This window comes from Streptomyces sp. NRRL F-6676 (genome assembly GCF_000725625.1).
GTDB lineage: Bacteria > Actinomycetota > Actinomycetes > Streptomycetales > Streptomycetaceae > Streptomyces.
In genome coordinates this window covers 259614-279312 of record NZ_KL647083.1, presented here as the reverse complement: position 1 = coordinate 279312, position 19699 = coordinate 259614, and the positions used below count along the sequence as shown (strand labels likewise).

The following is a 19699-nucleotide window of genomic DNA, read 5'->3' as shown; positions in this document are numbered from 1 at the left end:
GGACAGGAACGCACCTGATGGCCGTCAGCACCGAGCGCCGCTCCCCGTGCCTCGTGGTCCTCGGCGTCTCCGGAACCGGCAAGACCACGGTGGCCCGGCTGCTCGCCGAGCGGCTGGGGGTTCCCTTCGTGGACGCCGACGACGTCCACCCGCCGGAGAACATCGCCAAGATGGCGGCCGGCGTCCCGCTCGACGACGCGGACCGTCAGCCCTGGCTGGAGGCCGTCGGCCGGCGGCTGCACGCAGGCGACGCGGCCGGTACCGGCTGCGTCGTCGCCTGCTCGGCGCTGCGGCGGCGCTACCGGGACACCCTGCGGTCGGCCTGTCCCGACGTCTTCTTCCTGCATCTGACGGCGGGTCACGACCTGTTGGCGCGACGGCTCGCGCACCGCACCGGCCACTTCATGCCCGAGCTGCTGCTCGACTCGCAGCTGGCCGCGCTCGAACCGCTCGAACCGGACGAGAGCGGCGCCTCCTTGGACGCGGGACCGGCCCCCGACCTGATCGCCGAGAAAGCCCTGCGTCTGCTGCCGCATCCGTGAATTCCCCCTGCCTCACGAGCCGTTGCAAGGCCGCCGGTCATACGGGTGCTCGTGGTGGCAGACGATCCTGACCCTGGCCTTCGCCCGCCGACTACCTGATCTTGATGATTACCTTTCCGAACGGGCTCGCCGATTCGTAGTACCGGTACGCTGCCATGGCTTCCTCGAACGGGAACACCCGGTCGAGGACTGGTCGGAGCCGATGCGCGGTGATGACGTCGTTCGTCGAGGTGAACTGAGCGCGACTGCCGACGGCCAACGCCCGGACCGTGGCGGCGGCGCCGAACAGCAGACGAGGGTCGACCGGCGGCCAGTTGCCGGAGACGGACCCCACGAAGGCGATATGTCCGTCGACGGCGACCGACTTCAGCGACTGCTCCAGCGTTCCGGCGGTGTCGACCACGCGGTCGACCCCTCGTCCGGCGGTGAGTTCGCGGGCCGCGGTGTGCCAGTCCGGGATGTCGCGGTAGTTGATGACCTCGTCGGCTCCGAGATCGCGAAGGCGCTGTTCCTTGTCCGCGCGGCTTGTCGTGGCGATTACTCTCGCGCCCAGGAGTGTGGCGAACTGCACCGTGAACAGCGATACGCCGCCGGAGCCGGTGGCCAGCACGGTCTGTCCGCGCTGGATTCCGCGGCCGTCGCCGGTCAGGGCGTTCCATGCCGTGACGGCGGCGCAGGGAAGAGTCGCCGCCTCGGCGTAGGAGAGGTGGTCCGGGACGGGCACGAGGGCGTCCTCGGGGAGGACGGCCAGTTCGGTCAGCATTCCGTCGAGCGAGCCACCCAGTTGCGGCAGGTATGCCGGTTCCAGCGGGCCGTCCAGCCACCGCGGGAACAGTGCGGCGGTGACGCGGTCGCCCGGGCGCACCCGCCGGACATCCGGCCCGACGGCGACGACCTCGCCGGCACCGTCCGAGACCGGTATGACGCCCGGATCGACGGGCAGCACGTACTGCCCTCGTAGCACCAGGAGTTCGCGGAAGCTGAGCGAGGTGGCGTGGACCGCGACCGCGACCTCTCCCTCCCCGGGTGTGCGTGGTTCGTGCGTGCGCAGCGACAGGCCGTCGATACCGCCGCCGGTGCCGACGTGGTAACTGCGCACCCTCGACGGGAGCATGGGCGCCACCGCGGTCATCCTTCGATGAACTGGTAGTCGCTGACGATGCGGCCGTCGGGGCCGAGCACGAGGATCTCCAGCCCGACGCCGGCGACCTCACCACCGTCCCGGGGCGCCATCTCCCAGTTGAACTTGACGACATCGTGGAGCCTGCCGGTGTTGCCGCGCGACCGGAAGACGAAGGTGCCCGGCGCGACGAACTCCTTGTGGGCGCGCGTCACCCGGAACTCCAACGCGTGGTGCCCGCGTGCCTCCAGAACGGGACGGTCGAAGCCCAGCCCTTCGGCCGCGTCCAGGATCTCCTGGGGAGGCCGCACCACATGGACCGCATCGGCGGACCACAGCTCGCGAATCGCGGCGCGGCGTCGCTCCGCATCGGGTTCGTTCCACACGGCGACGTAGCGGTCGGTGAGGTCGTGGATGTCGATGTCGGCCATGGTTGTTCCCCTCGGTCGCGAAAGCTCGGCGTACGGCGACGACCGTGCTGCCGCCGGCCGTCGCGCGGCAATTCCCCGCAGGGAATCGCGGATCGGCGGCCCAGCGGGTTACACAAGAGGAGTGATCGTCGAATCGACCGAAGGCGGGCTCGCCGGCGCGTTGCGTGAGTGGCGCACTCGGCGGCGCGTCAGCCAGCTGGAACTGGCCACGCGTGCCGGTACCACGCAGAGGCACGTCAGCTTCATCGAGAGCGGACGGTCGACCCCCGGCCGATCGATGATCATCCGGCTGGCCGAATCCCTGGAGGTGCCGATCCGCGAGCGCAATGAACTGCTCCTCAAGGCCGGATTCGCACCGGTCTACCCGCAGACCCGCCTGGACGACCCGCGGCTCGAACCGATTCGCACCGCACTCGAACGGATCCTGCACGGCCACCTGCCGTACCCGGCGGTGGTCGTCGACCGGCATGGTGACCTCGTCTCGGCCAACGCCGCGTTCCACTCGCTCACCGCCGGCGCGGCACCGCATCTGCTCCTGCCGCCGGTGAGCGTCCCCCGGGTGTTGCTGCATCCGCAGGGCCTCGCGCCACGCATCGTCAACCTCGACGAGTGGGCGTGGCACATCATCGACCGCGTCCGGGACGAGAGCGTGCGCAATCCGGACGACCAACTCCAGCGCCTGGCCGCCGAACTCACCGACCTGGCACCACCACGTTCGCGCGAGTCACCGCACCACCTCGGCTTCGCCGTACCGCTGCGCCTCCGGGCACATGATCCGGCCGACGACAGGGAGCTGACGCTCATCACCACGCTCACCCATTTCGGCACCGCTGTCGACGTCACCGTCGCCGAACTACGACTCGAGGCGTTCCTGCCGGCTGACCAAGCGACCAGCGCCATGCTGGCCGAACTCCTCACGCGGTAACCGATCCGCCCACCACAGCCCCGCGCAGCCCATGCCTTGTCGCGGTCATGCCGCTACGGCGTTACGCTGCGCGGACGGTTCTTGACTGGAGGTACGCATGCGTCGTCCCGTCGCACGGAATTGGGCGGTACTCGCGGTCTCGGCCGCGGTGGTGTCGGTGGGGGCCGCCGCGCCCCCGTCCGCGCCGCCGGGCCCGGCCGCCACCGCCGGCGCCACACCGGCGAAGGTCCCGGTCGCCGTCGGCTACGGCGGTGCCGTGGCCAGCGTCGACGCGGACGCCTCGGCGGCCGGCATCGAGGTGCTCAGAAAGGGCGGCAACGCGGTCGACGCGGCCGTCGCCACCGCCGCCGCCCTCGGCGTCACCGAGCCCTACTCCGCCGGCATCGGCGGAGGCGGCTACTTCGTCTACTACGACGCCCGTTCCCGCACGGTGCACACGGTCGACGGCCGTGAGACCGCGCCGCTCACCGCCGACAAGGATCTCTTCGTCGAGAACGGCAAGCCGCTCGCCTTCGCGGACGCCGTCACCAGCGGACTGAGCGTCGGCACCCCCGGCACCCCCGCCACCTGGGCCACCGCCCTTGACCGGTGGGGCAGCGAACGGCTCGGCACGGTCCTGAAGCCCGCCGAACGCCTCGCCCGCCGCGGCTTCACCGTCGACGAGACGTTCCGCTCCCAGACCGCGTCCAACGAGACCCGGTTCCGGTACTTCCCCGCCACCGCGAAGCTGTTCCTGCCCGGCGGCGAACTGCCCGCCGTCGGCTCCACCTTCAGGAATCCCGACCTCGCCCGCACCTACCGCGAGCTGGCCCGCGAGGGCGTCGGCGCGATCTACCACGGCGACCTCGGCGCGGACATCGTCGCCACCGCCGCCAAGCCGCCCATCGACCCGGCCACCGGCTACAACGCCCGCCCCGGCAAGCTGACCCGCAAGGACCTGGCCGCCTACCGCGCCAAGCTCCAGGCCCCCACGAAGACCGACTACCGGGGCCTCGGCGTCTACTCCATCGCCCCGTCCTCCTCCGGCGGCACCACCGTCGGCGAAGCGCTCAACATCCTGGAGCGGACCGACCTCTCCAAGGCGAGCGAGACGCAGTACCTGCACCACTACATCGAGGCGAGCCGCATCGCCTTCGCCGACCGGGGCCGCTGGGTCGGCGACCCCGCCTTCGAGGACGTCCCCACCAAGGGTCTCCTCTCGCAGAAGTACGCCGACTCGCGCGCCTGCCTGATCAAGGACGACGCGGTCCTCACCAGCCCGCTCGCCCCCGGCGACCCGCGTCACCCCGCCGCCTGCGGCGCGGGCGGTACGGCCGCCCCGACGACGTACGAGGGCGAGAACACCACCCACCTCACGGTCGCCGACAAGTGGGGCAACGTCGTCTCCTACACCCTCACCATCGAACAGACGGGCGGCAGCGGCATCACCGTCCCCGGCCGCGGTTTCCTGCTCAACAACGAGCTGACGGACTTCTCCTTCGCCCCCGCCAACCCGGCGGTCCACGACCCGAACCTGCCGGGCCCCGGCAAGCGGCCGCGCTCGTCGATCTCCCCGACGATCGTGCTCGACAAGCACGACCGGCCGGTCGTCGCGCTCGGCTCACCGGGCGGCGCGACCATCATCACCACCGTGCTCCAGACCCTGACCAACTTCGTCGACCGGGGCATGCCGCTGGTCGACGCGATCGCCGCGCCCCGCGCCAGTCAGCGCAACGCGGCGAAGACGGAGCTGGAACCGGGCCTGTACGACAGCGCGCAGCGGGCCCGCCTTGAGGCGCTCGGCCACGCGTTCTCCCTGAACCCGGAGATCGGCGCGGCGACGGGTGTCCAGCGCCTGCCCGACGGCGCGTGGCTGGCGGCTGCGGAGAAGGTCCGCAGGGGAGGGGGTTCGGCGAGGGTGGTACGGCCGACGAGCTGAGTCGGACGGGTGCCGGGCCCGCCGCGCCCGGCACCCCATGAAGCGTCCAGTGAACGGGTGCGTGAGCGGGAGACGAAACCGCTCACCGCTCCGCGTCGAACACCCGCTCACCGCTCCGCGTCGAACACCAGCTCCCCCTCCTCCGCGTCCACCCGCACCCGGTGCCCCGCCGTCACCCTCCCGTCCAGCAGGAAGCGCGACAACTGGTTGTCGACCTCCCGCTGGATCGTGCGTCGCAGCGGCCGCGCCCCGTACTCCGGCTGGTAGCCGCGCCGGGCCAGCAGGTCGACCGCCGCGTCGGTGAAGTCGACGTCGATGTCCTGCGCCCGCAGCCGCCGCCGGGTCTGGTCGAGCAGCAGGTCGGTGATGCGGCGGAGCTGTTCCTCGGTGAGCTGCCGGAAGACGACGACCTCGTCGATCCGGTTGAGGAACTCGGGCCGGAAGTGCTCCCGCAGCGGCCGCAGGATCTGCTCCCGCCGCGCCTCCTCGGCGGCCTCCGCGCCGCCCGCCGTGAAGCCGAGTCCGGCGCCGCGCCGGGTGATGGCCTCCGAGCCGAGGTTGCTGGTCATCACGATGACGGTGTTGGAGAAGTTGACCGTGCGGCCGTGGGAGTCGGTGAGCCGGCCGTCGTCGAGCACCTGGAGCAGGATGTTGAAGACGTCCGGGTGCGCCTTCTCCACCTCGTCGAGCAGCAGCAGCGAGTACGGGTGGCGCCGTACGACCTCGGTGAGCTGCCCGGCCTCCTCGTGGCCGACGTAGCCGGGCGGGGCGCCGACGAGCCGGCTGACGGTGTGCCGCTCCTGGTACTCGCTCATGTCCAGGCGCACCATCCGCTCCTCGCTGCCGAACAGCGCCTCCGCGAGCGCCCGGGCCAGCTCGGTCTTGCCGACGCCGGTCGGGCCGAGAAAGAGGAAGCTGCCGATGGGCCGGTCGGGACTGGCGAGCCCGGCCCGGGAGCGCAGTACGGCCTCGGAGACCGCGCGGACCGCCTCGTCCTGCCCGACCACCCGCTCGTGCAGATGCTGCTCCAGGCCGAGCAGCCGGTCCTTCTCCTCCTGGGTGAGACTGGCGACGGGGATGCCGGTCTGCCGGGAGACGACCTCCGCGATGGCCTCGGTGGTGACCACCAGGTGCTGCCCGTCGTCGACGGCCTGCTCCTGGCTCCCGTCGCCGATGCGCTCCTTCAGCTCGGCGATGCGGTCGCGCAGCTGGGTGGCCTGCTCGTACTGTTCGTCGGCGACCGCCTGGTCCTTGTCCCGGACCAGTTGCTCCAGCTCGCGTTCCAGGGCGCGGGCGTCGGTGCCCTTGGTGCGCGAGCGCAGCCGTACGCGGGCGCCGGCCTGGTCCATGAGGTCGATCGCCTTGTCGGGCAGGTGCCGGTCGGTGAGGTAGCGGTCGGAGAGCTCGACGGCGGCGACCAGCGCCTCGTCGGTGTAGCGGACCTGGTGGTGGGCCTCGTAGCGGTCGCGCAGTCCGCGCAGGATCTCGACGGCGTCCGGCACGGACGGCTCGGGCACCAGGATCGGCTGGAAGCGGCGGGCGAGTGCCGCGTCCTTCTCGATGCGCCGGAACTCCTCCAGCGTGGTGGCGCCGACGATGTGCAGTTCACCACGGGCCAGGGCGGGCTTGAGGATGTTGCCGGCGTCCATCGAACCGCCCTCGCCGCCGCCCCCGGCGCCGACCACGGTGTGCAGCTCGTCGATGAAGACGATGAGCTGGTCGGAGTGGGTGCGGACCTCGTCGACGATGGTGTTGAGCCGTTCCTCGAAGTCGCCCCGGTAGCGGGTGCCGGCCACCACGCCGGTGAGGTCGAGGGCGACCACCCGGCGGCCGAGCAGGATGTCCGGCACGTCCCCCTCGGCGATGCGCTGGGCCAGCCCCTCCACGATGGCGGTCTTGCCGACGCCCGCGTCGCCGATGAGCACCGGGTTGTTCTTGCCGCGCCGGGACAGCACCTCGATCGTCTGCTCGATTTCCTCGTCCCGCCCGATCACCGGGTCGACGCGGCCCTGGCGGGCGAGGTCGGTGAGATCACGGCCGTACTTGTCCAGGGTGGGGGTGCCGGTGCTCCGGGGCCGCTCGGGGCGGGCCTGCGCGACGGCCTCCGGCGACTCGGCCGGCAGCGGGCCGCCGGGGCCGCCGAACCGCAGCGAATTGAGGATGTGCCCGGCGGCGGAGTCCGGATTGGCGGCGAGCGCGCTGAGCACGTGCTCGGGGCCGATGTAGCCGGCGCCGCTCGCCCGGGCCATGTCGTGCGCGTCGAGGAGGGCGCGCTTGACCGCCGGGGTCAGGGCGACGGAGGTGGGCGGCGGGCCCTCGCCGGCGCCGTGGACGGGGCCGGAGCGCTCGTCGATCTCCGTCGCCAGGTTGTCGGGGTCGGCCCCGGCGCGGCTGAGCATGCGCCGGGTCGGCTCGACCGCCAGCGCGGCGCGGAGCAGGTGCTGGGTGTCCAGGTCCCGGCTGCCGTGCTCGGCGGCGTAGGTGGCGGCCCCCGCGACCAGCTCCCGGGCCGGCTGGCTGAGCAGCCGCCCGATGTCGATCTGCCGGGGGCCGGGGCGGGCACCGCCGAAGAAGCGGGCGAAGAACTCTGCGAAGGGGTCCGAACCGAAGCCCTCCGGGCTGGTGAAGCCGCTGGTCATGGCCTTCCGTTCCCTGGCTTCCCGGTCGGTCTGGGGACGCCATAGCTCTGGGTGCCGGTCGGCACGGCGAGTGCCCGTGCGCTCCGCTGTTATGCATGGGGCGCCCAGGGGGGAGGGGGTTCTGCCGTCCGGCGGGTGCGGGTTGTGTGTGGCTGGTCGCGCCCCGCGGCGGAGCCGCAGATCGACACAGCCCCGCGCCCCTGGGCGGGCGGGGGTTCCGTGGATCGGTGGGTGCGGGTTGGTTGCCTGGCGCGGTACCCGCGGGGCGCGGCACCTTGGCAAGGGGGCGCCGGAGGCCTACCGTCGTCGTTCCGTGGTCGTGTCTACGGGCGTAGAGGGTCTGTGGAGGTGTGGCACGTGGGTCATGTCGTGCGCGCCGCGCTGGTTCAGGCGAGCTGGACCGGTGAGGGCGAATCCATGATCGCCAAGCACGAGGAGCATGCCCGGGAGGCCGCCCGGCAGGGGGCTCGGGTGATCGGGTTCCAGGAGGTGTTCAACGCTCCGTACTTCTGTCAGGTGCAGGAGCCCGAGCACTACCGCTGGGCGGAACCCGTGCCGGACGGGCCAACCGTCACCCGGATGCGGCAGCTGGCGCGCGAGACGGGGATGGTGCTCGTCGTGCCCGTGTTCGAGGTCGAGCAGCCGGGGTTCTACTACAACACCGCCGCCGTGATCGACGCCGACGGCACCTACCTCGGCAAGTACCGCAAGCACCACATCCCGCAGGTCGAGGGGTTCTGGGAGAAGTACTACTTCCGGCCCGGCAACGCCGGCTGGCCCGTCTTCGACACCGCCGTCGGCAGGATCGGCGTCTACATCTGCTACGACCGGCACTTCCCCGAGGGCTGGCGGCAACTCGGGCTGAACGGGGCGCAGTTGGTCTACAACCCGTCCGCCACCCACCGCGGCCTCTCCTCGTACCTGTGGCAGCTGGAGCAGCCCGCGGCGGCCGTCGCCAACGCGTACTTCGTCGCCGCGATCAACCGCGTGGGCCAGGAGGAGTACGGCGACAACGACTTCTACGGCACCTCCTACTTCGTCGACCCGCGCGGACAGCTCGTCGGCGGGGCCGCCAGTGACACCGAGGAGCAACTCCTCGTCCGCGACCTCGACTTCGGGCAGATCGACGCGGTACGGCAACAGTGGGCGTTCTACCGCGACCGCCGCCCCGACGCGTACGAAGGACTGGTGCAGCCGTGACCGACGACCTCCACGCCCGCCACCGCGCCGTACTCCCCGAGTGGCTCGCCCTCTACTACGACACCCCGCTGGAGATCACCCACGGCGAGGGCCGGCACGTCTGGGACGCCGACGGCACCAGGTACCTCGACTTCTTCGGCGGCATCCTCACCACCATGACCGCGCACGCCCTGCCCGAGGTCACCAAGGCGGTGAGCGAGCAGGCCGGCCGCATCCTGCACTCCTCCACGCTCTACCTCAACCGCCCGATGGTCGAACTCGCCGAGAAGATCGCCGAGTTGAGCGGCATCCCGGACGCCCGCGTCTTCTTCACCACCTCCGGCACCGAGGCCAACGACACCGCGTTGCTGCTCGCCACCACATACCGGCGCAGCAACACCCTGCTGGCGATGCGCAACAGCTACCACGGCCGCTCCTTCTCCACGGTCGGCATCACCGGCAACCGCGGCTGGTCGCCCACCTCCCTCTCCCCGCTCCAGACGCTCTACGTCCACGGCGGCGTCCGCACCCGCGGCCCCTACGCGCACCTGGGCGACGCCGAGTTCGTCACGGCCTGCGTCGAGGACCTGAAGGACCTGCTCGGCCACACCCGCCCGCCGGCCGCCCTGATCGCCGAACCGGTGCAGGGCGTCGGCGGCTTCACCTCCCCGCCCGACGGGCTGTACGCGGCCTTCCGCGAGGTGCTGCGCGAGCGCGGCGTCCTGTGGATCGCCGACGAGGTGCAGACCGGCTGGGGCCGCACCGGCGACCACTTCTGGGGCTGGCAGGCGCACGCCGAGAGCGGCCCGCCGGACATGGTGACCTTCGCCAAGGGCATCGGCAACGGCATGTCCATCGGCGGCGTGGTGGCCCGCGCCGAGCTCATGAACTGCCTCGACGCCAACAGCATCTCCACCTTCGGCGGCACCCAGATCACCATGGCGGCCGGCCTCGCCAACCTCTCCTACCTGCTGGAACACGATCTACAGGGCAACGCCCGGCGGGTGGGCGGGCTGCTCCTGGAGCGGCTGCGGGACGGCACCGCGGACAACCCGGCCGTTCGGGAGGTGCGCGGACGCGGGCTGATGATCGGCGTCGAACTGGTCCGCCCCGGCACCGACGAGGCGGACCCGGCCGCCGCGGCCGCCGTACTGGAGGCCGCACGCGAGGGCGGACTCCTCGTCGGCAAGGGCGGCGGCCACAACACCAGCGCCCTGCGCATCGCCCCGCCCATGACCCTCACCGCCGCCGAGGCGGAGGAGGGCGCGGAGATCCTTCTGCGCGCGCTGCGGAGCGCCCACTAGCCGGACAGGAGAGGCAGGCAGCATGAGCAGCCGTACCGTCGTCCGTGGCGGCCTCGTCGTCACCGCCTCCGACGAACTCCACGCCGACGTCCTGATCGAGGACGGCCGCATCGCCGCCCTCGCCACGACCGGCAGCCCGGCCGCCGAGGCGTTCACCGCCGAGCGCACCGTCGACGCCACCGGGAAGTACGTCGTCCCGGGCGGCGTCGACGGCCACACCCACATGGAGATGCCCTTCGGCGGCACCTACGCCTCGGACACCTTCGAGACCGGCACCCGGGCCGCCGCCTGGGGCGGCACCACCACCATCGTCGACTTCGCCATCCAGAGCGTCGGCGGCACCCTGCGCGAGGGCCTGGACGCCTGGCACGCCAAGGCGGAGGGCAACTGCGCGATCGACTACGGCTTCCACATGATCGTCTCGGACGTCCACGACGGGACGCTCAAGGAGATGGACCGCCTCGTCGACCGCGACGGGGTGACCTCGTTCAAGCAGTTCATGGCGTATCCGGGGGTCTTCTACTCCGACGACGGCGAGATCCTGCGGGCCATGCAGCGCGCCGCCGGCAACGGCGGGCTCATCATGATGCACGCCGAGAACGGCATCGCCATCGACGTCCTCGTCGAACAGGCCCTCGCCCGCGGCGACACCGACCCCCGCTTCCACGGCGAGGTCCGCAAGGCCCTGCTCGAGGCCGAGGCCACCCACCGGGCCATCCGGCTCGCCCAGGTCGCCGGGGCGCCCCTGTACGTCGTGCACGTCTCGGCGCGGGAGGCGCTCGCCGAGCTGGCCAGGGCCCGCGACGACGGGCTGCCCGTCTTCGGCGAGACCTGCCCGCAGTACCTGTTCCTGTCCACCGACAACCTCGCCGAGCCGGAGTTCGAGGGCGCCAAGTACGTGTGCAGCACCCCGCTGCGCCCGCGCGAGCACCAGGCGGCGCTGTGGAAGGGGCTGCGCACCGACGACCTCCAGGTCGTCTCCACCGACCACTGCCCGTTCTGCTTCACCGGCCAGAAGGAGCTGGGCCGCGGCGACTTCTCGAAGATCCCCAACGGGCTGCCGGGGGTGGAGAACCGCATGGACCTCCTCCACCAGGCCGTCGTGGACGGGCACATCTCCCGCCGCCGCTGGATCGAGCTCGCCTGCGCCGCCCCGGCCCGCATGTTCGGCCTCTACCCGAGGAAGGGCACGATCGCCCCCGGCTCCGACGCCGACCTCGTCGTCTACGACCCGGGCGCCGAGCAGGTCCTCTCCGCCGCGAGCCACCACATGAACGTCGACTACTCGGCGTACGAGGGGCGGCTGATCACCGGCCGGGTCGAGACCGTGCTCTCGCGGGGCGAACCGGTCGTCACAGCGGGGGAGTTCACCGGCCGAGCGGGTCACGGCAGATACCTCCCGCGCGGCACCTGTCAGTACCTCGGCTGACGGCCGCCGTCAGCGACCCGGACCCTTCCAGGAGTGGCGCATGGATGACGGACGCACGGATGACGCGCGCATGGACTTCGGACTCGTCCTCCAGACCGACCCGCCCGCCTCGCGCGTCGTCGACCTGATGCGGCGCGCCGAGCGCAACGGCTTCACCTACGGCTGGACCTTCGACTCGGCCGTGCTCTGGCAGGAACCGTTCGTCATCCACAGCCAGATCCTGGCGCACACCGAGACCCTGACCGTCGGCCCGATGGTCACCAACCCCGGCACCCGTACCTGGGAGGTGACCGCCTCCACCTTCGCCACCCTCAACGACATGTTCGGCAACCGCACGGTGTGCGGGATCGGCCGCGGCGACTCCGCGATGCGCGTCGCGGGCCGGAAGCCCCACACCCTGGCGCGGATCAGCGGGGCGATGAAGGTGATCCGGGCGCTGGCGCGGGGCGAGGAGGCCGACCTCGGCGGCGGCACGGTCGTCCGGTTCCCGTGGGTCCGGCCGGGGGCGCGACTTCCGGTGTGGATGGCCGCGTACGGGCCGAAGGCGCTGCGGATGGCGGGGGAGGAGGCCGACGGGTTCATCCTCCAGCTCGCCGACCCCTACCTCACCGCCTCCATGGTGCGGACCGTGAAGGACGCCGCCGCGGCGGCCGGGCGCGACCCCGGCGAGGTGACGGTGTGCGTCGCCGCCCCCGCGTACGTCACCGCCGACGACTCGCCCGAGGCGCTCGCCCACGCGCGGGAACAGTGCCGGTGGTTCGGCGGCATGGTCGGCAACCACGTCGCCGACCTCGTCGCCCGCTACGGGGAACACTCCGCCGCCGTGCCCGACGCGCTCACCGACTACATCACGTCCCGTGAGGGCTACGACTACTCCCACCACGGCCGCGCCGACAACCCGGACACCGCGTTCGTGCCGGACGACATCGTCGACCGGTTCTGCGTCCTCGGCCCGGTGGCGGCGCACATCGGGAAACTGCGCGCCCTGCGGGACCTGGGCGTCGACCAGTTCGCCCTCTACGCCATGCACGACGCCCAGGAGGCCGTCATCGACGCGTACGGGGACAGGGTGATTCCCGCCGTCAACTCCGCTTGAGCGAGCGCCGGTCGCGGCTGCTCTCAGCCCTTCCCCAGCGCCGCCACCGCCTCCTTGGCGGCCTTGATCGCGCCCTTGTTGATCTCGTCGGTGCCCGGCGCCTTCTTCGTCTCGAAGTCGCTGCCGTTGTAGGTGACGACCACCAGCGCGTTGGACACCCGGGCCACCACCACGCCCTCGCGGGTCTGCTGCTTCTTGTCGGTGGTGAGGTTGACGACGGAGTAGCCCGCGTCACCGAGCCCGGGCACCGCGCCGCCGCCGCTCTTCTCCTTCGTACGGTCCTCGTACGCCGTCCGCGCGGCCTTCACGGAGTCCGTGATCTCGAAGGAGACGTCGAGCCAGCGGTAGTCGAAGCCCTTGAGGGCGTTCCAGGAGCAGGTGCGGCGGACCGTCTCGTCCGTGGACGCTATCTCCTTGCCGGCCGTCTTGGCGCCCGGCACAAGGGACTTGACGGTCTTCTCGGCGATGCTGCCGCAGGGCGCGGGCGCCGAGTCGTACGCCTTGGCCGCGGGGGAGGCGGAGGAGCCGTCGCCGTCCTGCTTCCCGGCCGGGTTCCCGGCGTCCGGCGACCGCTCCGCGGCGGTGTGGCCGGAGTCCGAGTCGGACGCGGAGGCGAGGGGACCGGAGGACAGTGCCCAGCCCGCCGAGGCGAGCACGGCGACCGGCAGCAGTCGCGCGGTGAGCGCGAGGGGCAGGGGAAGTGAGCGCACGGGCACTTCTCGTGGGGGAGGGTGCGGAGGGGTCCGCACTGCGGACGGGAGGCACAGTCTCACACGACTCCCTGTGCGGGGAAAGGCCGAACTCGCTCCGTGCCTGTGCGGTCACTGTGACCGACCGGGGGCCCGCTGTTTCCGGTCACCGTGGCCGACGGTCGGCGTGCTACTCGCGGTTACCGTGGCCGACGGGCGGCGTGCTGCTTCGGTCACCGTGGCCGACGGTCGGCGTGCTCCTTCGATTACCGCGGCCGACGGGCGGCGTGCTGCTTCGGTCACCGTGGCGGCCAAGGCCGGCGTGTTGCTGCCGGTTGCCGCGACTGGCCATGGGCGCCCGCCGGTCCGGGCCGCGTGGCATGATCACGCCGTGACCGTTCACCGCCGTCTCCGAAGCACCGCCGGCCTCCTCGCCGTCTCCCTGCTGGCCGCCGGGTGCGGGCTGTCGGCGGAGCTGGACCGGGAGAGCGACCCCGACCGCCGCCCGGACGTGACCCCGGCGACGACCCCCGCGGTGCCCGCCGTGACCCCCGGCGAGGTGGAGACCGGCGCCCTGCCGGGCGAGCCGGCCCGCTCCCCGACGCCCACCAGCACCGCCTGCCCCGCCTCCGGGGTGCGCATCGAGCCGGGGCCCGTCGACGCGGCCATGGGGCTGCGCGCGATGACCGTACGGCTGACCAACTGCGGCAAGGCGGTCTACCGGCTCGGCGGCTACCCCGTTCTCACCGTGCTCGACGGGGACCGCCAACCCCTCGACGACGTGAAGGTCCTGAAGGGGCCGGGGGAGATCACCACCCTGGACGACCCCGGCCCGCACCCGGTCTCCCTGGCGCGCGGGGAGTCCGCCACCACCTCGCTGGTGTGGCGCAACACCGTCACCGACCCCACTACGACCGCCGTGAACGCCCCCTGTCTGCGGATCGCCCCGGTCAAGGGCGCCGCCACCACGGTGCTGACCGTCGACGGCGGCCTGGACCTCGGCAACACGGGACGGCTCGGCACCACGGCCTGGAAGAAGGCCGGCTGACCGAGCGCGGCCGGGCCGCGGGTGCTCAGACCCCGATCGCGTAGCCGATGAACCCGGCGGCGAACAGCAGCACCAGCAGCAGGATGATCGCCAGCGGCGCCTTGGCCCAGCCGCGCGGCGGGTTGTACTCCGTGTCACGGGGCAGTGTTCCCGAGATGCCGTCCTCGGCCGGCGGGGTCTCGCCCGGCGGAACGAGACCGGCGGTGTCCACCGTCCGGCCGGTGGGCCGCGGATCGGGCACCCGGCGGGCGGACCCCGGTTCGGAGGAGGAGTTGCCGTACTGCATGGACATGAGAGGCCCCTGTCGGTCGGACCCGGACGCGCGGGTCAGTCGGAACCGAAAACGGTGCGGCTGACCTTGTTCGGGCCGTCGAATTCGTCCTTGCCGTGTGCCGCGAGCGCGTCCACGAGCGCGCTGTCGGCCCCGTTGTCCCGGGCCAGCCGTGCCAGGTCCTCGCCCGTGGCCGGATAATCGGCGCCCTTGAGGGCCTGCTGGAGATCGACCGGGCTCAGTTTCGCCATCCGCGGCTCATTCCTTCCCGCTGCTCGTGTCGGCTGCTCGTGTCGGTGGGGGCTCCTCGTCCGGCGGGGGGCTCCGGTATGCGGTGGGACGTTACGCAGTACCCCTCGGCACGCGGGCCATGCAGAACCCCCGGTACCCCCCGTCATCAGTGAGGTGTTCAGACCGCATGTTCACCACCCGGCCCACCGATGTGACGGCTCCGAGGGGTTTTGAACAGGCCGATGGCGAGGCTGCGGAAGGCGGCCATGGCGCGGGGTGCGGTGCCGGTGTGGAGGGTGGAGGCGTCCTCGGCGTAGGTCATGTCTCTCACGTGGTGCGGGGCCTCGACGGCCCGGTGGCCGCGGACGGCGGCGAGTTCGGCCGTGGGGGAGGGGGGAAGACGATCCCGCCGAGTTCGTCGGCGATGCCGCAGGTCTTGATCGAGCGGGGCTCCCGGCGACCGTGTCCGGCAGGGGAAGCGGTGTGCTGGACGGCGACGTCCGGGCAGGCCAGGGCAGGGCGGCGAGCTGCCAGTGGGCGGTCGGCTGATTTCGCTTGATCACGGCGATGTAGTGGGCGTTCTTCGTCTCGACCAGCCAGGTGACGTTCGCCTCGACCGAGTGCGGGGCGTCGAGGGTGACGACGGCGCCGGTCAGGTCCAGCGGTTCGAGCAGGGGCCGCAAGTGCGCGGTCTCGTTCGTCTTGGTTCCGATCTCGGCCTGGGCGGGGGTCCGGGCCCGGTGGTGAGTGAGGGCGGAGAGCAGGTGTCTGCGGCCGGCGGACAGGCGGGCCGATCCTCGCGGTGACTCGCAGTCGACGGCGATCACCTGTCGTTTCTCCGAGACTGTTCCCGCGGGGTTCCGGGCGGTGAGGTCGGCGCCGACCACTTGGTCCTGGGCGTCACCGTCGACGGCCGCGCGCATGCGGCGGATCGTGGCCCGCGAGGGGGGCACGGCGCCACCTGAGCGGATGCCGGCGGACTCCGACGGCCGTCAGCACGGTGTCCGAGGCCCGTGCCGCCCACTCGGCGATCTCGTCCACACTCCTCATTCCGGAGACGGCCGCGCGGGCACAGACCAGGAGGATCGCGGTCAGCGAGTACCAGCGGCCCCGCCTCGCCCGCGGGTCGGGCACCCGCTCCAGAAGGGCCGCAGGCCAGCGACTTGACCGGCATCCAGCGGACCCAGCCTCACCAGCACCGGCGGGATGAGAGAGGATGCGGCGTCAGGCACGGGCCACCGCATGTTCGTTGAGCTTCGAAGTCGCAAGGTGACCAGTGTTAGGGTCCGACACACCCAAAGACACAGACTCGAGAGTGGAGGACCCAGCGTGAGGGCTCACGATGGTCGGGCGCCGGGGGCCGTGCCGCCGCGCCGAAGTGTCCCGGCTGCTGCTCTGCCGCAGATGGTGCAGCGGTTGGCCAAAGGCGGAATTTCCGATGGAGAGCGTGAACAAGCCGCCGCGATGCTGATGGCTCGGGGCCAGCTTCCCATTGGCAACGCTGCTTTGGGGCATCTACTCGGCCGTGAAGAACGGCATGTGCAGGGCGCTGAGGGCGCGACGCAGAACACCGTATCCTCTCCTGCGTCGGCCACCTCCATCCAGCGTTCCCCGTCCGGTCGGCGTCACCGCAGCAGGCCGTCGTCGCAAGACCAGGATCCGTACAACGCCTACAACGCCTACGCAAATCCGTACTACGCATATGGCGATCCGGAGGAAGGCGTCTCTCCTTTGTCCCCTGGCGTTGCTCCTTGGGACGACAATGTCTCACCTGTGGCCCCCTCTGTGGCTCCGAGTTTCGGCGATATAGATGACCCGGCCGCCCTTGCGGAGGCGATGCATGGCTGGGACCCCTTTGGCGTTGCCAGTGGCGGTCAGCCCTATCAGGGCGACAGTTCAGGGCACGACTCCAAGGGGAAAGCCCCGGCCCACGGAGCTGCTGCCGCCTCACGCGCTCCTGACCCGGCTGCGAATCCTGCATTGGCTGGACAGGCAATGATTGGCGTTGATCCCCAAACACTCCACCAGCTCGGCAGCCCAGACGGTGTCAAGCGCAGGTCGGCGGTCCGTCATCGCAGGGATGGGGACAAGAAGCGTGAAAGGATGCGGCAAAAGGCAGACCATATGGAGGCAATCAAGGAAGAAGGCGAGGCGTCCAAGTATCACTTCAGGCGCAGGGGTGGCAACTCAAATGTGGAAAGGTGGATGAGTCAAGGCACAGCTGGTCGAGCCGCAGAAGATCCTGCTCCGTTCCATGGCTTGGGGACAAGCCCGGTGGAGGACGGGCCGGTTGACGAGAGGGACGTGCCGGGATATTTGCCGAACGCTGCTCAGGCCGATCCTGAGGTGCCGTGGTGGCATCAAGAGTCATGAGCGTGGACTCGTGATGTCGTTTTCGGTGATCAGGGTTGCGGGCGCCCCCTCTCGGTGAGGCGGCCGTCCGCAGGTTCTGATGCGCCGCACGGTGACTTTCCCTGTCGTCGGCGTGCGTGCCAGGGCTTGGGCGCGTTCCGGGGGCGGGCGGTTGGTACTGCCTGGACGAGGTGAGTGATGCGGGTGGTCGAGCAGGGGAGTTTGCGCAGGAGGCGCCAGGTCTTCAGGGAGGCGATGGCGGGTTCGACGAGGGCTCGGATCCTCGCGTGGGACCGGTTGACGGCCTGCTGACCTGTGGAGAGCTTCTCCCAGCGGCCCCAGCAGGGGACACGGACGGTGCCTCCAGCTCCTCAGTAACCCTTGTCCGCCCAGCACGTGACGTCGGCCTCGGCCAGAGCGTCGATGATTCCGTACTCGCGGGCGGCGCGGACGTCGTGGATCGCGCCCGGCAGGGCCGGTGAGGCCCACAGCAGCCGACCCGCCGGATCCGTGAGGATCTGCACGTTCATACCGTGCTTCTTGTGCCTGCCGGAGTAGAAGGGCCGGTCCGCGGCGGTCCGGCCGGTCGGCAGCAGCGTCCCGTCCAGCAGGACGAACGCCCTCGACGATGCGGTTCGTGCTGCTTCGGCCAGGCCAGGAGACAGCGCGGCCAGGACCTCCACAGCCTCGGTGATGTATCGGTAGGCGGTCGTGGTTCCGATGCCGAACCCGGCTGCGAGCTGGGCGTACGGGTGGCCGTGACGCAGGTGAGCGAGCGCGAGCAGGGCCTGTCGGCCGGCGCCACCGGCTGCCGATCGCACGGCGGCGTTCCCGCAGACGCGTGGTGAGGAAGCGAAGATGCGAGCTGGACAGGTCCAATCCGGACGGGTAGACAAGCATGCGAAGCCTCTGACGGAACGGGTGATCTTGGTCGTGAACCCGTCTACCAGGGGCTTCACTCATTTGTCACGCCAACCGCCCGACGGTCGCAGCAGGTTGGAAAAGGCTCACTGGCGCCTAACTTATGGCGGCCTACTTCCTCCGCCCCCGCTTACTCGGCCTATCAGCAACCCGAGACGGCGGTCGTTCGACATACGACGACGACCCGACATACGACGACGACCCGGCATGCGACGACGGCCCCGCATGAGAATACCCAAAATTACTGGGAAGGTATGACTCGGCTGTTATCGGATTCGTTGGATACCCGCCCCCGCCGGAGAAATCACTGACCCCGTAAGCCGACTCCTGTGTAGCAGGAGTGTCCCAGGTGGACCAGTTGGCAGCAGGCAAGGATGCATCCGCAGATGCGGTGACCGACATCTGTTCCATTCCCTGAGACAACGCAGCAACCTAACTGCTGGCCCCCTGCGCCGGATCGTAACCGTACATACTCACCGGATTCTGCGGGTACTGCTGTTGTTGATTCAAGGCGTCTTTATCAATGAGCCATTTGCCGCCCTCGACCTGTTTCACGGGAATTAGCGCGTCTTGCAACGCGGCCGCCTCATGTGGCCCCGCCTTACTCCCGTCACTCTCTCTAGTGAGGTAGTACAGCCGATTCCGCGTGCTTATCTCGAATTCGGAGGCGTCTCGCGGCATTCTCCGGCCCGGTAGGGATCCTTTGTCCAGGATGGGTTCGCTTCCGTCGAGGCCGTAGAAGGTACGGACGGCGGCGGCGTTTTGCCGGTCTATGGCTTCTGCCTTGACTTGCGATTCTTTGCCCGCCAGGTCTTTGTCAATGATCCACCTGCCGCTCTCGACCTGTTTCACGGGTATTTGCGCCTGTTGCAAAGCGGCCGCCTCATACGGCCCCGCATTATGCTTAGTCTTAGTTTTAGCGAGGGAGGCCAGCCGCGACCGCGTGCTTATCTCGGATTCGGAGGCGCCTTGCGGCGCGTACTCGCTCGGCAGGTATCCCCGGGCCAGGATGGGGTCGCTTCCGTCGAGGCCGTAGAAGGTACGGACGGCGTCGGCTTTTTGCAGGTCTAAGGCGACTGCCTTGGCTTCCGCTTCTGTGCTCGCCGCGGCTCTGTCAATACACCATCCGTCGCCCCGTTCTTTCAGGGGTAGCTGCGCCTCTCGCAACGCGGCCGCCTCAAGTGGCCCCGCATAACGCTCATCACTCTCCCTGGCGAGATGGTCCAGCCGGCTCCGCATGCTGCTTTCGAATCGGGAGGCGCCTTGCGGCACTCGCTTGCTCGGCAGGTATTTCGGGGCCAGGATGGGGTCGCTTCCGTCGAGGCCGTAGAAGGTACGGACGGCGGCGGCTCGTTGCTCATCTGTTGTAACTCTAGGCATGGAACCCTCCATAGTAGGTCAGAGTCAATGAACTTCGTCAGCGAACCCTTGTCCGAGTGAAAGGCGGCATCGAGTTGACCGAGTAAAAGCCCCTGCGTCACCCGGTAGATCACACCCCACAGTCGTTAAGAAGCTCAATGTAATCCCACAACGCACCAGACGGCCCTGTGGTTCAGGGCTTCGGCGTAGTTGTGTGACGCCCGGTTCATGTCGATCTATCAGGT

Annotated in this window: 18 protein-coding genes and 1 pseudogene; 9 read left to right on the top strand and 10 right to left on the bottom strand. The window is 70.4% G+C overall.

Going from position 1 to position 19699, the window contains the following annotated elements:
• Positions 1–17 precede the first annotated feature (17 nt).
• Positions 18–542: a gluconokinase gene (locus IO29_RS32650; protein WP_030378275.1), complete on the top strand. Its 525-nt coding sequence runs from the start codon at positions 18–20 to the stop codon at positions 540–542.
• 91 nt (positions 543–633) lie between these two features.
• Here IO29_RS32650 and IO29_RS32645 read toward each other — a convergent pair whose 3' ends face one another.
• Positions 634–1656, bottom strand: a complete 1023-nt coding sequence (locus tag IO29_RS32645; RefSeq protein ID WP_234307435.1) for a zinc-dependent alcohol dehydrogenase family protein — start codon at positions 1654–1656, stop codon at positions 634–636.
• 14 nt (positions 1657–1670) lie between these two features.
• A complete protein-coding gene (locus IO29_RS32640; protein WP_030378277.1) occupies positions 1671–2093 on the bottom strand; it encodes a hypothetical protein in 423 nt (140 codons plus the stop codon).
• Between the two features lie 121 nt (positions 2094–2214).
• Between IO29_RS32640 and IO29_RS32635 the strand changes: the two genes are divergently transcribed.
• Together IO29_RS32635 and ggt are read left to right on the top strand one after the other, a co-directional pair.
• Positions 2215–3018: a helix-turn-helix domain-containing protein gene (locus tag IO29_RS32635; protein ID WP_051707606.1), complete on the top strand. Its 804-nt coding sequence runs from the start codon at positions 2215–2217 to the stop codon at positions 3016–3018.
• A gap of 97 nt (positions 3019–3115) precedes the next feature.
• On the top strand, positions 3116–4936 hold the full coding sequence (gene ggt / locus IO29_RS32630) for a gamma-glutamyltransferase (protein WP_030378279.1): 1821 nt from the start codon (positions 3116–3118) through the stop codon (positions 4934–4936).
• A gap of 107 nt (positions 4937–5043) precedes the next feature.
• Here the strand turns inward: ggt and IO29_RS32625 are convergent, their stop codons facing one another.
• Positions 5044–7575: an ATP-dependent Clp protease ATP-binding subunit gene (locus IO29_RS32625; protein ID WP_030378280.1), complete on the bottom strand. Its 2532-nt coding sequence runs from the start codon at positions 7573–7575 to the stop codon at positions 5044–5046.
• 357 nt (positions 7576–7932) lie between these two features.
• Between IO29_RS32625 and IO29_RS32620 the strand changes: the two genes are divergently transcribed.
• From IO29_RS32620 to IO29_RS32605, 4 genes are all read left to right on the top strand, one after another.
• The gene (locus IO29_RS32620; RefSeq protein ID WP_030378281.1) at positions 7933–8775 is read left to right on the top strand and encodes a nitrilase-related carbon-nitrogen hydrolase; all 843 of its coding nucleotides are present in this window, start codon (positions 7933–7935) and stop codon (positions 8773–8775) included.
• Entirely contained in the window at positions 8772–10058 is a 1287-nt protein-coding gene (locus IO29_RS32615; protein WP_030378282.1) for an aspartate aminotransferase family protein, read from the top strand. Before IO29_RS32620 ends, IO29_RS32615 begins: the two co-directional genes overlap by 4 nt.
• A 22-nt stretch (positions 10059–10080) precedes the next feature.
• Entirely contained in the window at positions 10081–11487 is a 1407-nt protein-coding gene (gene hydA, locus IO29_RS32610; RefSeq protein WP_030378283.1) for a dihydropyrimidinase, read from the top strand.
• Positions 11488–11557: 70 nt separating this feature from the next.
• Positions 11558–12583: a TIGR03842 family LLM class F420-dependent oxidoreductase gene (locus tag IO29_RS32605; protein WP_030378284.1), complete on the top strand. Its 1026-nt coding sequence runs from the start codon at positions 11558–11560 to the stop codon at positions 12581–12583.
• Positions 12584–12606: 23 nt separating this feature from the next.
• On the opposite strand, the gene IO29_RS32600 is transcribed toward IO29_RS32605, so the two are convergent.
• Positions 12607–13293, bottom strand: coding sequence for a hypothetical protein (locus IO29_RS32600; RefSeq protein ID WP_030378285.1), 687 nt, complete (start codon positions 13291–13293; stop codon positions 12607–12609).
• A 370-nt stretch (positions 13294–13663) separates the two neighbouring features.
• Between IO29_RS32600 and IO29_RS32595 the strand changes: the two genes are divergently transcribed.
• Entirely contained in the window at positions 13664–14320 is a 657-nt protein-coding gene (locus tag IO29_RS32595) for a DUF4232 domain-containing protein (RefSeq protein ID WP_030378286.1), read from the top strand.
• 25 nt (positions 14321–14345) lie between these two features.
• Here the strand turns inward: IO29_RS32595 and IO29_RS32590 are convergent, their stop codons facing one another.
• The 4 genes from IO29_RS32590 to IO29_RS39875 all read right to left on the bottom strand — a co-directional run bounded on the left by IO29_RS32590 (position 14346) and on the right by IO29_RS39875 (position 15956).
• Positions 14346–14612: a DUF6480 family protein gene (locus IO29_RS32590; protein ID WP_051707607.1), complete on the bottom strand. Its 267-nt coding sequence runs from the start codon at positions 14610–14612 to the stop codon at positions 14346–14348.
• Positions 14613–14647: 35 nt separating this feature from the next.
• Positions 14648–14842, bottom strand: a complete 195-nt coding sequence (locus IO29_RS32585; RefSeq protein WP_030378288.1) for a DUF2795 domain-containing protein — start codon at positions 14840–14842, stop codon at positions 14648–14650.
• A 158-nt stretch (positions 14843–15000) separates the two neighbouring features.
• Positions 15001–15144, bottom strand: coding sequence for a hypothetical protein (locus IO29_RS39880; RefSeq protein ID WP_234307423.1), 144 nt, complete (start codon positions 15142–15144; stop codon positions 15001–15003).
• Between the two features lie 578 nt (positions 15145–15722).
• The gene (locus tag IO29_RS39875) at positions 15723–15956 is read right to left on the bottom strand and encodes a transposase family protein (RefSeq protein ID WP_234307424.1); all 234 of its coding nucleotides are present in this window, start codon (positions 15954–15956) and stop codon (positions 15723–15725) included.
• Between the two features lie 270 nt (positions 15957–16226).
• Here IO29_RS39875 and IO29_RS38750 point away from each other — a divergent pair, with 270 nt between their 5' ends.
• Entirely contained in the window at positions 16227–17195 is a 969-nt protein-coding gene (locus IO29_RS38750) for a hypothetical protein (protein WP_158709329.1), read from the top strand.
• Positions 17196–17344: 149 nt separating this feature from the next.
• Here IO29_RS38750 and IO29_RS32575 read toward each other — a convergent pair.
• Positions 17345–18074 (bottom strand): annotated as a pseudogene (locus tag IO29_RS32575) (transposase family protein); the annotation flags it as partial.
• Positions 18075–18527: 453 nt separating this feature from the next.
• Positions 18528–19475: a hypothetical protein gene (locus IO29_RS32570; protein ID WP_159072902.1), complete on the bottom strand. Its 948-nt coding sequence runs from the start codon at positions 19473–19475 to the stop codon at positions 18528–18530.
• Between the last annotated feature and the right edge of the window lie 224 nt (positions 19476–19699).

Coding starts and splice junctions, on each gene's coding strand:
- IO29_RS32650 (WP_030378275.1), top strand. CDS start 18: ATGGCCGTCAGCACCGAGCGCCGCTCCCCGTGCCTCGTGGTCCTCGGC.
- IO29_RS32645 (WP_234307435.1), bottom strand. CDS start 1,656: ATGCTCCCGTCGAGGGTGCGCAGTTACCACGTCGGCACCGGCGGCGGT.
- IO29_RS32640 (WP_030378277.1), bottom strand. CDS start 2,093: ATGGCCGACATCGACATCCACGACCTCACCGACCGCTACGTCGCCGTG.
- ggt (WP_030378279.1), top strand. CDS start 3,116: ATGCGTCGTCCCGTCGCACGGAATTGGGCGGTACTCGCGGTCTCGGCC.
- IO29_RS32625 (WP_030378280.1), bottom strand. CDS start 7,575: ATGACCAGCGGCTTCACCAGCCCGGAGGGCTTCGGTTCGGACCCCTTC.
- hydA (WP_030378283.1), top strand. CDS start 10,081: ATGAGCAGCCGTACCGTCGTCCGTGGCGGCCTCGTCGTCACCGCCTCC.
- IO29_RS32605 (WP_030378284.1), top strand. CDS start 11,558: ATGGACTTCGGACTCGTCCTCCAGACCGACCCGCCCGCCTCGCGCGTC.
- IO29_RS32590 (WP_051707607.1), bottom strand. CDS start 14,612: ATGTCCATGCAGTACGGCAACTCCTCCTCCGAACCGGGGTCCGCCCGC.
- IO29_RS32585 (WP_030378288.1), bottom strand. CDS start 14,842: ATGGCGAAACTGAGCCCGGTCGATCTCCAGCAGGCCCTCAAGGGCGCC.
- IO29_RS39880 (WP_234307423.1), bottom strand. CDS start 15,144: ATGACCTACGCCGAGGACGCCTCCACCCTCCACACCGGCACCGCACCC.
- IO29_RS38750 (WP_158709329.1), top strand. CDS start 16,227: ATGGTGCAGCGGTTGGCCAAAGGCGGAATTTCCGATGGAGAGCGTGAA.
- IO29_RS32570 (WP_159072902.1), bottom strand. CDS start 19,475: ATGCCTAGAGTTACAACAGATGAGCAACGAGCCGCCGCCGTCCGTACC.